This window comes from Flavobacterium sp. PLA-DH12 (assembly GCF_059511845.1).
The window spans coordinates 233505-247339 of record NZ_JCAMPD010000006.1; the positions used below are offsets into that span (position 1 = coordinate 233505).

At 34.2% G+C, this 13835-nt stretch carries 13 protein-coding genes; all 13 read left to right on the forward strand.

Going from position 1 to position 13835, the window contains the following annotated elements:
* Positions 1-167: 167 nt before the first annotated feature.
* The 13 genes from AC5ZCW_RS13965 to ribB all read left to right on the forward strand — a co-directional run bounded on the left by AC5ZCW_RS13965 (position 168) and on the right by ribB (position 13835).
* Positions 168-1742, forward strand: a complete 1575-nt coding sequence (locus AC5ZCW_RS13965) for a glycoside hydrolase family 10-like protein (protein WP_496120508.1) — start codon at positions 168-170, stop codon at positions 1740-1742.
* A complete protein-coding gene (locus AC5ZCW_RS13970) occupies positions 1729-3051 on the forward strand; it encodes an MFS transporter (RefSeq protein WP_496120510.1) in 1323 nt (440 codons plus the stop codon). The genes AC5ZCW_RS13965 and AC5ZCW_RS13970 overlap by 14 nt, the downstream gene beginning before the upstream one ends.
* A gap of 21 nt (positions 3052-3072) precedes the next feature.
* The gene (locus AC5ZCW_RS13975; RefSeq protein ID WP_343542543.1) at positions 3073-3414 is read left to right on the forward strand and encodes a hypothetical protein; all 342 of its coding nucleotides are present in this window, start codon (positions 3073-3075) and stop codon (positions 3412-3414) included.
* Positions 3415-3543: 129 nt separating this feature from the next.
* Entirely contained in the window at positions 3544-5157 is a 1614-nt protein-coding gene (locus tag AC5ZCW_RS13980) for a glycoside hydrolase family 3 protein (protein WP_496120512.1), read from the forward strand.
* 125 nt (positions 5158-5282) lie between these two features.
* Positions 5283-5921: a peroxiredoxin gene (locus AC5ZCW_RS13985; protein WP_012024184.1), complete on the forward strand. Its 639-nt coding sequence runs from the start codon at positions 5283-5285 to the stop codon at positions 5919-5921.
* 185 nt (positions 5922-6106) lie between these two features.
* The gene (locus AC5ZCW_RS13990) at positions 6107-6415 is read left to right on the forward strand and encodes a thioredoxin family protein (protein ID WP_007805605.1); all 309 of its coding nucleotides are present in this window, start codon (positions 6107-6109) and stop codon (positions 6413-6415) included.
* 110 nt (positions 6416-6525) lie between these two features.
* Positions 6526-6783, forward strand: a complete 258-nt coding sequence (locus AC5ZCW_RS13995) for a DUF6952 family protein (protein WP_008462029.1) — start codon at positions 6526-6528, stop codon at positions 6781-6783.
* Positions 6784-7178: 395 nt separating this feature from the next.
* Positions 7179-7676, forward strand: coding sequence for a thiol peroxidase (tpx, locus tag AC5ZCW_RS14000; RefSeq protein WP_308853433.1), 498 nt, complete (start codon positions 7179-7181; stop codon positions 7674-7676).
* A 13-nt stretch (positions 7677-7689) separates the two neighbouring features.
* Positions 7690-8064, forward strand: coding sequence for a diacylglycerol kinase family protein (locus tag AC5ZCW_RS14005; protein WP_057119332.1), 375 nt, complete (start codon positions 7690-7692; stop codon positions 8062-8064).
* 18 nt (positions 8065-8082) lie between these two features.
* Positions 8083-10536, forward strand: a complete 2454-nt coding sequence (locus tag AC5ZCW_RS14010; protein ID WP_496120518.1) for a DNA translocase FtsK — start codon at positions 8083-8085, stop codon at positions 10534-10536.
* Positions 10537-10609: 73 nt separating this feature from the next.
* Positions 10610-11236, forward strand: a complete 627-nt coding sequence (gene lolA1 / locus AC5ZCW_RS14015) for an outer membrane lipoprotein periplasmic chaperone LolA1 (protein ID WP_462676712.1) — start codon at positions 10610-10612, stop codon at positions 11234-11236.
* Between the two features lie 8 nt (positions 11237-11244).
* Complete coding sequence (locus tag AC5ZCW_RS14020) at positions 11245-12699, forward strand: LptF/LptG family permease (protein WP_343542554.1); 1455 nt, start codon at positions 11245-11247, stop codon at positions 12697-12699.
* 2 nt (positions 12700-12701) lie between these two features.
* Positions 12702-13835: a 3,4-dihydroxy-2-butanone-4-phosphate synthase gene (ribB, locus tag AC5ZCW_RS14025; RefSeq protein ID WP_343542556.1), complete on the forward strand. Its 1134-nt coding sequence runs from the start codon at positions 12702-12704 to the stop codon at positions 13833-13835.

Sequence of the window (13835 nt, forward strand, 5' to 3'; positions counted from 1 at the left end):
AATCTATGCAGAAAAAACGTGATTAATTAAACGAATTATACTTACTTGGATTATATAAAATGATTCGTGAATTCGTAGCGGGAAAACTTTGATTAAAAAAAATTCGTGAATTCGTGGCAGAAAAAAAATTAAGCCTATTTTTGGTTCTTGTTAAAATAAAGATTGAAATGCATAAAAATCAGCACTTACTATACTCTCTCCTATTTTTGTTTTTCTTTGGATGGAAATCTGTTTCTCAGGAAAAAATACTGCATCCTAAAAATGAATTTAGAGGAGTCTGGATTGCAACAGTCGTAAACATTGACTGGCCACAAAAAGCAACAGACAACGTAGAAAAAGAAAAAGCTGATTATCTTGAAATTTTAGAAGCGTATAAAAAACTGAATTACAATGCTGTAATTGTTCAGGTTAGAAGTGTTGGCGATGCTATTTATCCTTCAGAATTTGCGCCTTGGTCCCGATTTTTAACTGGAAAAGAAGGCTTGGCTCCAAACCCATATTACGACACTCTAGAGTGGATGATTGAACAAGCACACAACCGTGGATTTGAATTTCACGCTTGGTTAAATCCGTATCGTGCAACTTTCGACTTAAATAAAAATCTTTTAAGCCCTGGACACGATTTTTTTAAACATCCGGAATGGATGATTGAATATGGCGGAAAATATTATTACAATCCTGCATTACCAGAAGTTCAAGCACATTTAACTAAAGTAGTAAAAGAAGTCGTGGACAAATATGATATCGACGCAATTCATTTTGACGATTATTTTTACCCTTATGCGGTTCCTGGAAAAGTGTTTAACGATACTGCATCTTACAAAAAATACGGAGCTGGTTTGAGCCTTTCTGATTGGCGCCGTGCGAATGTGAGCAATTTTGTGCATGCTATTTCTACAACTATCAAAGAAAGCAAACCTTGGGTACAATTTGGAATTAGTCCGTTTGGGGTTTGGCGAAACAAATCTCAAGATCCGAGAGGGTCTGAAACACAATCTACATCAAATTACGATGATCTATACGCAGATCCGATGTTATGGATGGATCAAAAATGGATTGATTATATCTTGCCTCAATTGTATTGGAGCATGAACAATACCAGAGCATCTTACTCTAAACTGGTAAAATGGTGGTCTGAAAATACAAATCCTAATACTGCTATCTACATCGGACATGCTACTTACAAAATTAGAGCCGATGGTGATAAAAACTGGAATTACATGACCGAAATTCCAACTCAAATTGATTTTTTAAGAACTTTTAAAAATGTTTCCGGAAGTGCTTATTTCAGTTCAAAATGGTTTATGGGCAAAAATTTCGACGTAGTGCGTCATTTAGAAGAAAACCAATATAAATATCCTGCACTTCCTGCAGCGGTTCCAAATTTAAGACACGTAATTATTGATACGCCAAAAGTTTTGGAGTATAGCAAAGACAGCATTAAATACAACTTTACATTCCAAAGTCCGCTAAATACAAAAGTTCGTTATATTGTGGTTTATGGAGGCGATCACGTTTCGAAAATTGATATTAACGACGCAACAAAAATCGTTGAAAAAGTAACTGTAAAAGAAGTTGACGGAAAAATCACTTTCGCAATAGCAGCAGGAAAACTGAATCTTTACAAAGCCTGCGCTGTAACTTTTATTGATTATTATGCAAACGAAAGCACCCCAACTGCTATTGACTTAAAAAAACCATTTAAAAACTATACACCAAATCAGCCTAATGAAAATAGATAATAAACCTTGGTTCTGGATTCCGCTTCTAAACTTCGCTTCAGGATTACCGTATGCCATAATTATTTCGGTTTCGGTAATTATGTACAAAAATCTAGGAATTACAAATGAAGACATTGGAGTCTATACCAGTTTATTATATCTTCCATGGGTTATTAAGCCACTTTGGAGTCCGCTTATAGAATTAATTGGAACCAAAAGAAAATGGTTTCTGCTGATGCAACTGATTATTTCAATTGCATTTCTATTGGTCGGCTTCACCATTCCGCTCGACGGATTTTTCATCATGACCTTATCGATTTTCTGGGTCGCAGCTTTTGCTTCGGCTTCCAATGATATTGCGACTGATGGCTTCTATTTATTGGTTTTACCCGAAGACAAACAATCTTTTTTTATTGGAATCAGAAGTACTTTTTACAGACTTTCTATGCTTGCAGGAAACGGTTTGGTAGTACTTTTTGCTGGATATTTGGAACATAAATATGGAGACAATACCAAAGCTTGGTCGTATACCATGATTTGTGTAGGTTTATTGATGGTGTTTATTACTGCTTACAATTTCATTTTCACACCAAAAAATGAAATTAATGCTGTAGAAAATAAGAAAGAAACACCTCATCAAAACTTCGCAACTATATTTACCAGCTTCTTCCAGAAAAAACAAATTGGTTTAATTTTAACTTTTATCTTGGTTTTCAGATTAGGAGAATCCCAATTATTGAAAATGTTGAGTCCTTTCTTGCTTGATAAAAGAGAACTAGGCGGAATGGGATTAGACACTGAAGCTGTTGGAATTATCTACGGGACATTAGGAATTTTTGCTCTTACGGTTGGCGGTATTTTAGGTGGAATTGCCATTTCTAAACATGGTCTAACAAAATGGATGCTTCCGATGTTTTTAGCAATGCACCTTCCTATACTTGGTTTTATTGGCTTAGCTCATTTTCAGCCACAAGAGCTTTTTCACCTTCATATAAATTTATATTTTTTCGAAATAAATTCTCCATTAAATCTTTATACTTGCATTACGGTTGTTCTGGAACAATTTGGTTACGGCTTTGGATTTACAGGTTTTATGATGTATTTAATTCATGTGGCAGAAGGCGAATCGAAAACAGCGCATTATGCACTTGCAACTGGTTTTATGGCATTAGGAATGATGCTTCCGGGAATGTTGAGCGGTTATATTCAGAATTTTTTAGGCTATCAAAACTTCTTTGTTTGGGTTTTAATAGCTACAATTCCAGGTCTTATTTTATCACGTTTTTTAACTTTCCCAAAAGATTTTGGGAAGAAATCAGAAGAAGTTTAAACCCCAAATCAAACTTTACCTATGGAAATCAATGAAAATTTGCAGAACGAACGAAATCTGAAAGGAGCTGAGTTCGAAAAAACTGGAAATCTTGAGAAAGCAATTGAATTGTATGAAGAAAATGCTACTGAAGGCTTTAAAGGAAATCATCCATATGATCGATTAGCTACGATCTACAAAAACCAAAATGACCTTGAAAATGAAATCAGGATTTTAGAAAAGGCTATTTTGGTTTACGAAGAAATCACCCTTGTAGATCGATTAGAAGGATTACCAAAACTTTTCCGTTTCAAAAACCGATTGGAAAAAGCGCTTGAAACCAAAAAGCAATTAGCCAAACAAAAGAAAGCCAAATTAAAGTAAGCGAATAAAAATAATTGTGTCCTTTTAAGAAGAACACAACTGATTTTAAAATCAAATTATACCATCATTCCGAATTATCTGTCCTAAAAAAATAGATAATAAAGTTTGCATGAAAAAGCCTTTATAATAATGAAAATTACAGCCGAAGCATTACGCCAAAGAATAGGACAATTCTTTTTTCCTGCCGTGTTCATCAACGACACCGAAGAAAATATTCAAGAAACCGAGCGCCTTATAAAAGAACATAATATTGGCGGATTGACTTTTTTCCATAGTCGCGCAAGCGCTGCAACCAATTACGAGAGTAAGAAAAAAGTAGTTTTTAATGACGACAGCTACGAAAAAATTAAAGCCTTAATTGCTCGTTACCAAAAAGCCGCTTCTACTCCACTTTTAATCAGTATTGATGCAGAATGGGGATTGGCCATGCGAATTGAAAAAACACCTCAATATCCTTATGCGATTACGCTTGGCGCTTTGCCAGAAAACAAATCTAATTTAGTTTACGAAGTTGGAAAACAAATTGGGTTAGATTTAAAAGCAGCGGGAATTCAGTATAACTTATCGCCTTTGGCAGACATCAACAATAATCCAAATAATCCGGTTATTGGTTATCGTTCATTTGGTGAAAACAAAGAAAAAGTAGCCGATTTTTCGGTTGAATATTTAAAAGGAATGTCGGAAGTTGGCGTTTTAGGCTGTCTGAAACATTTTCCAGGGCACGGAAATACCAATGTTGATTCGCATTTGGGATTACCTGTTTTAAAGGAAACTTTAGAAGAATTGATGGAAAACGAATTATATCCGTTTATCAAAGGAATCGAAAACAATGTCGATTCAATTATGATTGGACATTTGGCAGTTCCAAGTTTAAATGACGGAAAAGATACTTCTGCAACTTTATCAAAAGCGGTTATTCAGGATCTTTTGCGTGAAAAATTAGGTTATAAAGGTTTAATAATTTCTGACGCATTAAACATGCACAGTGTTTCTAAATTATATGAAACTAAAGGACAATTAGAATGGGAAGCTTTTAATGCCGGAAACGATGTTTTATGCTTCGCAGAAAATGTTCCCGAAGGAATTGAAGAAATTTTGAAAAATGCATCGCCAGAACGCATCGAAGAAAGTTTCAACAGAATCATGAAAGCCAAAGAAAAAGCAGGAATTCTTTCTGGAAGTACTGCGGTTTCTGGCGAATTGGATTTCGAAAAAACATCAAAAATAAACTTAGAAATTGCTCAAAATGCAATTACTAAAATCATCGATAACTCAAGTTCAGAACTGGCTTTTGAAGCACAGAAAAACAATAAACTTACCAAACTGAGTTTATATAAAAATACCGAAAATACATTTTTCAAAACACTAAATCCACAACTGAATTCTCCAGAATTTGCTTTTGAAAATCTAGAAGTTTCAGATATTTCATCAATTCAAAAAGAATTAGACAATTTCGAAACGATTTTAATTTCATTATTTGTTCCAAAAGCAAAACCTCTGAATAATTTCGAAATTGATAATGAAGTTTTAAAACTACTTTCTGAATTATTACAGACTAAAAAATGCATCGTATTTGTTTTCGGAAATCCGTATGCATTGCCTTTAATTCCGAATCTGAAAAAGGCTTCAGGACTATTTGAAGCGTATCAAGATTTTGAAGAATTTCAAAAAACTGTGGGAATTCAATTTTTAGAAAAAAATAGTTCATCAGGCGTCTTACCCGTAAATATTGACATTCAATAAGTTAAAAGACTAAATAGTCAAAATTTATCAACTCATAAGTTTTTATAATCACAACTTATTGTAAGTACCTGTACTTATGCCCTACTTTTGCACCAGAAATAAATTTTTAACGTAAAACGAAAAATATGTCTTTAGTAGGAAAAAAATTCCCAAGTATTGCAGTAGATGCTATCTCAGAAATGGGTGATAATTTAAAAATCAACATTTTTGAAGAAGCAGTAAACAACAACAAAAAAGTATTATTGTTTTGGTACCCAAAAGATTTCACTTTTGTTTGCCCAACTGAATTACACGCCTTTCAAGCTGCATTACCAGAATTCGAAAAAAGAAATACTATCGTAATTGGTGCTTCTTGCGATACTAACGAAGTTCACTTTGCTTGGTTAAATACTCCAAAAAACAATGGTGGAATCGAAGGTGTTACTTACCCAATCTTAGCGGATACAAACCGTAACTTAGCTAACATTTTAGGTATTCTTGATATCGAATCTACAAGCTACAGTGAAGACACTGATTCAGTTATCATCGAAGGTTCAAACGTAACTTACAGAGCTACTTACCTAATTGACGAAACTGGAAAAATCTTCCACGAAAGTGTAAACGATATGCCATTAGGACGTAACGTAAACGAATACTTAAGAATGGTTGACGCTTACACACACATTCAAACTAAAGGTGAAGTTTGTCCAGCAAACTGGGAAGCTGGTAAAGAAGCTATGTCTGCAGACAGAATCAGTACTGCTGAATACTTAAGCGCTAACTAATTTTTAATTAGTTTCTAAGATACTAAGATGCTAAGGTTCTAAGATTTTCTCTTAGACCTTAGTAACTTAGAAATCAAATCCTCTCTCAAAAAATCTCAAAAAATTATAGTTGCTAAAATTCGCAAAGGTTCAAAAAACTCAGAACCTTAGAATCTTAGCACCTTAGAATCTCAAAAAATAAACAAATGTTAATCGACTTAAACGAAGATACGTTAGCAGATTTAGTTGCTAAAAACGAAAAAGTAGTAGTACAATATTCAGCTTCATGGTGTGGAAATTGCCGTATTATGAAACCAAAATTCAAAAAATTAGCAACAGAAAATGAAGCTATCACTTTTGTTTTGGTTGATGCAGAAAACTCTCCAGAGTCTAGAAAATTAGCTAATGTGAGCAACTTGCCAACATTTGCCACTTTCGTAAACGGACAGTTAGTTGGCGAAACGCAAACGAACAAACAAGAAGTTTTAATCGATCTTGTAAACGCAATTGCTTAAATTTAGATTGTTAGACTGGCTTAGATTTTTAGACATCTTAGATGTTTTAAAAATTTTAAAGTAAAGTCTAAGAAGTCTAAGAATGTCTAAAAATCTAAGAAGTCTAAATTATGAAATTACCAGTAATAAAGCATTTAACGCAATTCATCGAAGAAAACGATCAGGATTATATCATTGAAACAATCGAAGTTCTAGAAGCGATGACCGAAATTCCTTCTCTTAAAGACGAAGAATTAGACGTAATCGGCGAATTGATTTCGAACATGTATGGTGCCCTTGAAGTACAAAAATTGGTTGCTCAAGGAACAGATAAAAAAGAAGCTCTAAATACGTTTATGAAACGTGTATTAGGTTCAATCGATAAGTAAGTCGACCTCCTTCCCAAGAATAAATACAAAAACAAGACTGAGAAAGCGTTTCTAATTTAGGGACGCTTTTTTTGTGCATAAAAATAATGATTTGAGCGAGACATCATCCCGATAAAAGGGCTAACTCACTTTGCGCATATCCGCCCTTTTATCGGGATGCTGCCGGGCTATCCGCGCTACTTCGGTAGCCAGCTTCTATCCCTCTCGCGGGCAAACGGTTTCAATTGACTTTTATGGTTATCGACAAACGGAATAAATCTAAAATTATTTGATAAATAAGTGAATTCGTGGCCACTAAAAAACCATCCTTAATCTCTCCTTAAACCCTTAACAAATACTTTTAGATTAAAATATTAATCCTTACTTTTGAGCCTCATTAATTTTAAACAAAAATCATGGCATCTATCACATTAGGAGGAAATCCAGTTCATACATCAGGCGAATTACCAGCAGTTGGATCGCAATTAGCTGACTTCAAATTAGTACAAAACGATTTATCTGTTGCTTCATTAAGCACTTTCGCTGGTAAAAAATTAGTTTTAAACATTTTCCCAAGTGTTGATACTGGAACTTGTGCAACATCAGTTAGAACTTTCAATGCAAGTGCAAGCGGATTAGAAAATACTACTGTTTTATGCATTTCTAGAGATTTACCTTTTGCTCAAAAACGTTTTTGTGGTGCTGAAGGTTTAGAAAATGTGGTTAACTTATCAGATTTTCAAACTGGCGCTTTTGGTAAAGCAAATGGATTAGAAATCGTTGACGGACCATTAGCAGGTTTACACTCAAGAGCGATCATTGTTGTAGATGCTAACGGAAAAATCGTTCATACAGAACAAGTAGCAGAAATTGCAAACGAACCAAATTACGAAGCAGCTTTAGCAGCACTATAATATTTTCCTTTAAATGGAGTTTCAAAAAGACAATACTTTTGTTACAGGTCGTTTAAAAAGCATGACGTATGCTTTTAACGGAGCTGTAAAATTAATTAAAACAGAACACAGCATTATGGTTCAATTCTCATTGGGAATTATCATGACAATTGCTGGATTCTATTTTCATATTTCTCAAACCGAATGGCTATGTCAAACCTTAGCCATTGGTTTAGTTTTAGCTATTGAAGGATTAAATACGGCAGTCGAAAAAATTGCCGATTTTATCCATCCTGATTACAGCAAACGAATCGGTTTTATTAAAGATATTGCTGCCGGAGCGGTATTTTTTGCCGCAATGACTGCAATTGCAATAGGCTTGATTATTTATATCCCAAAATTTATTTAGGCAAAGGAAAACGCAAGAATGGCAAAAAATAAAAAAGAAACTGTAGATAAAAAAAACGAAAAACAGGAAGGAGTTAAAAGATCATTTAAGATGTCTAAACAGCAAAGATTTGTTTTAGGCTGTCTTTTGGTTCTTTTTTCTATTGCACTATTGGTCGCATTTATTTCTTTTTATGTAAACGGACAATGGCAAAATGACCAAAGTGTCGTGAATCAGCTTGGTGATCGTACCGAAGTTGCTGAGAACTGGCTCGGAAAATTCGGGGCTTATTTGGCCGATTTAATTATTTACAGAGGTTTCGGACTTGCGTCTTTTATTTTCGTACGTCTATTTTTCCTAACCGGAATGTTTTTGGCATTGGAGCTTTCAACTCAAAAACTAAAAAACACCTGGTTCTGGGATATTTTTGCCATTATTATCGTTTCTGTACTGTTTGGTTTCTTTGCTACTTCTGCACCAGAATTAGGCGGAACAATTGGTTACGAATTGAACATATTCCTTCAAGATTATATCGGAAAAACAGGTACATTGCTTACACTTCTTTTTGGTTTAATTATCTATCTGATTTTCAAAATCAAATTATCGCCAGAAAAAATTCAATCGTATTTTGATTCTACTAAAAAAGAATTTAAATCAGAATTAGACACTTTAAAACCAGCTGTAAATCAACCTGAAAGCGCGTACAATTTAGAAGAATTTGCTATTAAAGAAGAAGTAGAAAGCGATCCTGAAATAGATGACATTCACATCAAAACAGTTGACACGCAATTCGAACTTAACAAAGAAGCTTTAAAGCCAACTATTTCTCATTCGTCTGAAATTGAATTAAATCCAGTTTTAAAGCCAATTACTCCAAAACAAGAACTGCCATTAGTTTCTCCCGATGAAGCTTTTGTAATTGAAAAAGCGGAAGAAGAAGATATTATCGAAGAAAACTTGGCTTCTCGCTTAGTTGCCGATTTCGGATTATTTGATCCAACTTTGGATTTATCCAATTACAAATTTCCAACCATCGATTTATTAAAAGAATATTCGACTGGCGGAATTACTATCAATCAGGAAGAATTAGAAGAAAATAAAAACAGGATTGTAGATACACTTCGTAACTACAAAATTGAAATTGCACAAATTAAAGCAACGGTTGGCCCATCGGTTACTTTATATGAAATTGTGCCTGAAGCCGGAATTAGAATTTCTAAAATTAAGAGTTTAGAAGACGATATCGCTTTATCATTATCAGCACTAGGAATTCGTATTATTGCGCCAATTCCAGGAAAAGGTACTATCGGTATTGAGGTTCCGAACAAAAACCCTACTATGGTTTCTATGAAAAGCGTTATTGGAGCTGCGAAGTTCCAAGAGGCCGAAATGGAATTACCAATTGCTTTAGGAAAAACCATTTCAAATGAAACTTTTGTTGTCGACCTTGCCAAAATGCCTCACTTATTGATGGCTGGAGCAACTGGACAAGGAAAATCTGTTGGATTAAATGCCGTATTAACTTCATTGTTATACAAAAAACATCCAGCAGAAGTAAAATTTGTTTTGGTCGATCCAAAAAAAGTAGAACTTACGCTTTTCAATAAAATTGAAAGACATTATTTAGCCAAGCTTCCTGATACTGAAGATGCTATTATTACCGATAATGCAAAAGTTGTCAATACATTAAATTCACTTTGTGTCGAAATGGATAATCGCTATTCTTTATTAAAAGATGCGATGGTTCGTAACATTAAGGAATACAACGAAAAATTCAAATCTAGAAAACTAAATCCAGAGGCTGGACACCGATTTTTACCTTACATCGTTTTGGTTGTCGATGAGTTTGCCGATTTGATTATGACTGCCGGAAAAGAAGTTGAAGTTCCGATTGCGCGTTTAGCTCAATTAGCCCGTGCCATTGGTATCCACTTAATTATTGCAACTCAAAGACCTTCTGTAAACGTTATTACAGGTTTAATTAAAGCCAATTTCCCTGCCAGAATAGCATTTAGAGTGACTTCTAAAATTGACTCTAGAACTATTTTGGATACTCAAGGCGCAGATCAGCTTATTGGACGCGGGGATTTATTATACACTAACGGAAACGACGTAATCCGTGTACAATGCGCTTTCATTGACACCCCAGAGGTAGAAAAAATTACAGATTTTATTGGAGGACAAAAAGCGTATGCTACAGCTTATTTGCTTCCAGAGTTTGTCGGAGAAGAAAGTGGCATTAATCTTGATATAGATATTTCTGAAAGAGATACTTTATTTAGAGAAGCGGCAGAGATTATTGTCAATGCACAGCAGGGTTCTGCTTCTTTATTGCAACGAAAATTAAAATTAGGATACAACAGAGCTGGTCGTTTGATCGATCAACTTGAGGCAGCAGGTATTGTTGGTCCGTTTGAAGGCAGTAAAGCACGCAGTGTAAACATTTTAGATTTAAATGCTCTTGATCAATTTTTTAATAATGAACAAAATTAATCCAATCATGAAAGCAAAAATTCAAGAAATCAACAACAATTCTATCACAAACATGACTAAAAAGTGTTTCCAAATGGCAATCATTTTGCTTTTGAGCTTCACTTCTATTCAGGCGCAAGATAAAAAAGCGAAAGATTTATTGAACGAAGTAACTTCTAAAATAAAAAGCTACGACAATATTGTTATCGATTTTAAATATTCTTTGAATAATGCCAAAGAAAACATCAATCAAGACAGTAAAGGAAACGTAACAATGAAAGGAAACCAATATGTTTTAAATTTCATGGGCGTTACTAAAATTTTTGACGGTCAAAAAACATACACTATTGTTCCTGAAGACGAAGAAGTTACTATTTCTAAAGTAAACGAGAAAGATGATAATGCAATCACTCCTTCAAAAATGCTTACTTTCTTTAATTCTGGCTACAAATACAACATGGACATTGTTCAGAATGTAAAAGGAAGAAAAATTCAATACATCAAATTGGTTCCAACTAGCGGAAAAGACCAAAGAAAAGAAATTTTGTTAGGTGTTGACGTTCAGACAAAACACATCTACAATTTGATTGAAACTGGAAAAAACGGAACAAAAACAACTTTAACCGTTAATTCTTTTAAAACCAATCAGCCATTATCAAAAAATCAATTTACCTTTGTAGCGAGTAAATACCCGAAATACTACATCAATAAATTAGATTAATTAGAAGGTTGAAAATTCTAGACAAATACTTATTAAAAACATTCTTACTTACATTTACTACGGTATTTGTAATCTTATTTTTCATATTCATACTGCAAACAGTATGGCTATTTATTTCAGAACTAGCAGGTAAAGATCTCGACTTAATATTGGTCGTGAAATTCCTGCTTTTTTCTATGCCACGAATTATCCCGTTAGTTTTACCTCTTTCGGTTTTATTAGCTTCGATCATGACCTTCGGAAATCTTGCCGAAAATTATGAGTTCGCAGCCATGAAATCGTCTGGGATCTCGCTGCAAAGAGCAATGAGAGTGCTAATTATTTTTATTTTCGTTTTAAGTATTGTTGCATTTTGGTTTGCAAACAATGTAATTCCTTATGCCGAATACAAATTTGTCAATTTTAGAAAGAACATTGCTCAAGCAAAACCGGCTATGGCAATTGCCGAGGGTCAGTTTAACGATGTTGGCACTTACAATATTAAAGTAAACAAAAAATCTGGCGAGAACGGCAATCACTTGACTGGTGTGACTATTCATGAGAAAGCGAATAATTTGGGCGAAAACAAAACCGTGATTAAAGCTAAAACAGGGGAACTTGTAAGCAATGAAAAATCTAGCATTTTAAAACTGGTATTAAATGACGGTTATTACTACCAAGATGTTACTCCAAAAAAATATGAGGATCGTGCGAAAATGCCTTTTATAAAAGGAAAATTTAAGACACAGATTATCAATATCGATTTATCTGAACTAAACAAAGTCGATGACAGTAAAGAAAGTATTGCAGGAACAAATGCAATGCTAAACGTTAATGAATTGCGCTATACTTTAGACTCATTGAGTAAAAATTTAGATAACGAAATAGTTTCCTTTTCTGAAAACATCAATCAGCGTGTTGGAATTAAAAGATTCTATGAAAATACTCAAAAAAATATCAAGAAGAAACCGCTTCCAAACGATGTTTTGTCTATTTATTCTAATAAAGACAAAGTTGATATTTTAAAAATGGCAGGAAGCAATATTACCAGTAATATTTATTCTATAGAAACGACGCAGAAAGATTTAAAAGACAAAGAGCGAGAAATCAATAAACATTATAATGCATTATACGAGAAGTTTGTTATTGCTTTTGCCTGCTTCTTAATGTTCTTTATTGGAGCTCCGCTTGGCGCTATTATTAGAAAAGGAGGACTTGGCCTTCCTATTGTATTTGCTGTTTTAATCTTTATTACTTTCCATTTCATCAATACATTCGGAAAAAGATTATCTCAAGAAGGCGGTATGACTCCATTTATGGGATCTTGGATGTCTTCTTTTATCTTGTCGCCACTTGCCATATTATTAACCTATCGCGCTACAAACGATAATGGTTTGATTAATTTTGATGCGATCACAACCCCAATTTCACAACTAATTCAGAAAATCTCTGAGCGGTTTTCATCTGCTCAAAAGCAAAAATAATTATGTCAACAACAAAAATACAACTGAATACCATTGAAGAAGCTATAGAAGATATTCGTCAAGGTAAAGTAATCATTGTAGTCGATGATGAGGATCGAGAAAATGAAGGTGATTTTTTGGCTGCTGCCGAAAAAGTAACTCCAGAAATGATCAACTTTATGGCTACTCACGGACGTGGTTTAATTTGCACACCGCTTACAGAAAGCCGATGCAAGGAATTAGATCTTCGCGCTATGGTTACCAACAATACAGATCACATGGAAACTGCTTTTACTGTTTCTGTTGATTTAAAAGGTCAAGGGGTAACAACTGGAATTTCTGCTGCCGATAGATCAAAAACAGTTCAATCATTAGTTGATCCAAATACAAAACCTCACGATTTAGCTCGTCCTGGCCATATTTTTCCTTTAATTGCTAAACAAGGCGGTGTTTTAAGAAGAACAGGACATACAGAAGCAGCTATTGATTTTGCACGTCTTGCGGGATTTAAACCAGCTGGTGTAATCTGCGAAATTTTAAACGAAGACGGAACAATGTCACGTTTGCCAGAATTGATCAAAGTGGCAAAGAAATTTGATTTAAAATTAGTTTCTATTGAAGATTTGGTTGCTTATAGAATGCAGCACGATAGCCTAATCGTTAAAAAAGAAGATTTTGATATTGAGACTCGTTTCGGAACTTTCCGTTTAAGAGCTTACGAGCAAACCACCAACAAACAAATTCATATCGCTTTAACTAAAGGAACTTGGAATCTTGGCGAACCTATCTTAACAAGAATTCACTCTTCACAAGTAAATAACGACTTGTTAGGCACGCTGACTAATAATGCTGAACAGCAATTGGACGACATGTTCAAAGTGATTAATGAGAATGGAAAAGGTGCCGTTATCTTTATCAATCAAGACATGACTGCGGTTAATCTTTTAAACAGAATTTCTGAACTTAAAACATTACAAGCTAACGGAACTTTAAAAGCTCCAAAAGTTATTATTGACAGCAAAGATTACGGAATTGGAGCACAAATTCTTCATGACATAGATATTTCTAAAATTAGATTGGTTTCGAATACAGAGCAAACAAAACGTGTCGGCATGATTGGATACGGACTTGAAATTACAGAATACGTTAATTACTAA

Excerpts from the sequence above, each read along its gene's own strand:
- AC5ZCW_RS13965 (WP_496120508.1), top strand. The coding sequence starts at position 168 with ATGCATAAAAATCAGCACTTACTATACTCTCTCCTATTTTTGTTTTTC.
- AC5ZCW_RS13970 (WP_496120510.1), top strand. The coding sequence starts at position 1,729 with ATGAAAATAGATAATAAACCTTGGTTCTGGATTCCGCTTCTAAACTTC.
- AC5ZCW_RS13975 (WP_343542543.1), top strand. The coding sequence starts at position 3,073 with ATGGAAATCAATGAAAATTTGCAGAACGAACGAAATCTGAAAGGAGCT.
- AC5ZCW_RS13980 (WP_496120512.1), top strand. The coding sequence starts at position 3,544 with ATGAAAATTACAGCCGAAGCATTACGCCAAAGAATAGGACAATTCTTT.
- AC5ZCW_RS13985 (WP_012024184.1), top strand. The coding sequence starts at position 5,283 with ATGTCTTTAGTAGGAAAAAAATTCCCAAGTATTGCAGTAGATGCTATC.
- AC5ZCW_RS13990 (WP_007805605.1), top strand. The coding sequence starts at position 6,107 with ATGTTAATCGACTTAAACGAAGATACGTTAGCAGATTTAGTTGCTAAA.
- AC5ZCW_RS13995 (WP_008462029.1), top strand. The coding sequence starts at position 6,526 with ATGAAATTACCAGTAATAAAGCATTTAACGCAATTCATCGAAGAAAAC.
- tpx (WP_308853433.1), top strand. The coding sequence starts at position 7,179 with ATGGCATCTATCACATTAGGAGGAAATCCAGTTCATACATCAGGCGAA.
- AC5ZCW_RS14005 (WP_057119332.1), top strand. The coding sequence starts at position 7,690 with ATGGAGTTTCAAAAAGACAATACTTTTGTTACAGGTCGTTTAAAAAGC.
- AC5ZCW_RS14010 (WP_496120518.1), top strand. The coding sequence starts at position 8,083 with ATGGCAAAAAATAAAAAAGAAACTGTAGATAAAAAAAACGAAAAACAG.
- lolA1 (WP_462676712.1), top strand. The coding sequence starts at position 10,610 with ATGGCAATCATTTTGCTTTTGAGCTTCACTTCTATTCAGGCGCAAGAT.
- ribB (WP_343542556.1), top strand. The coding sequence starts at position 12,702 with ATGTCAACAACAAAAATACAACTGAATACCATTGAAGAAGCTATAGAA.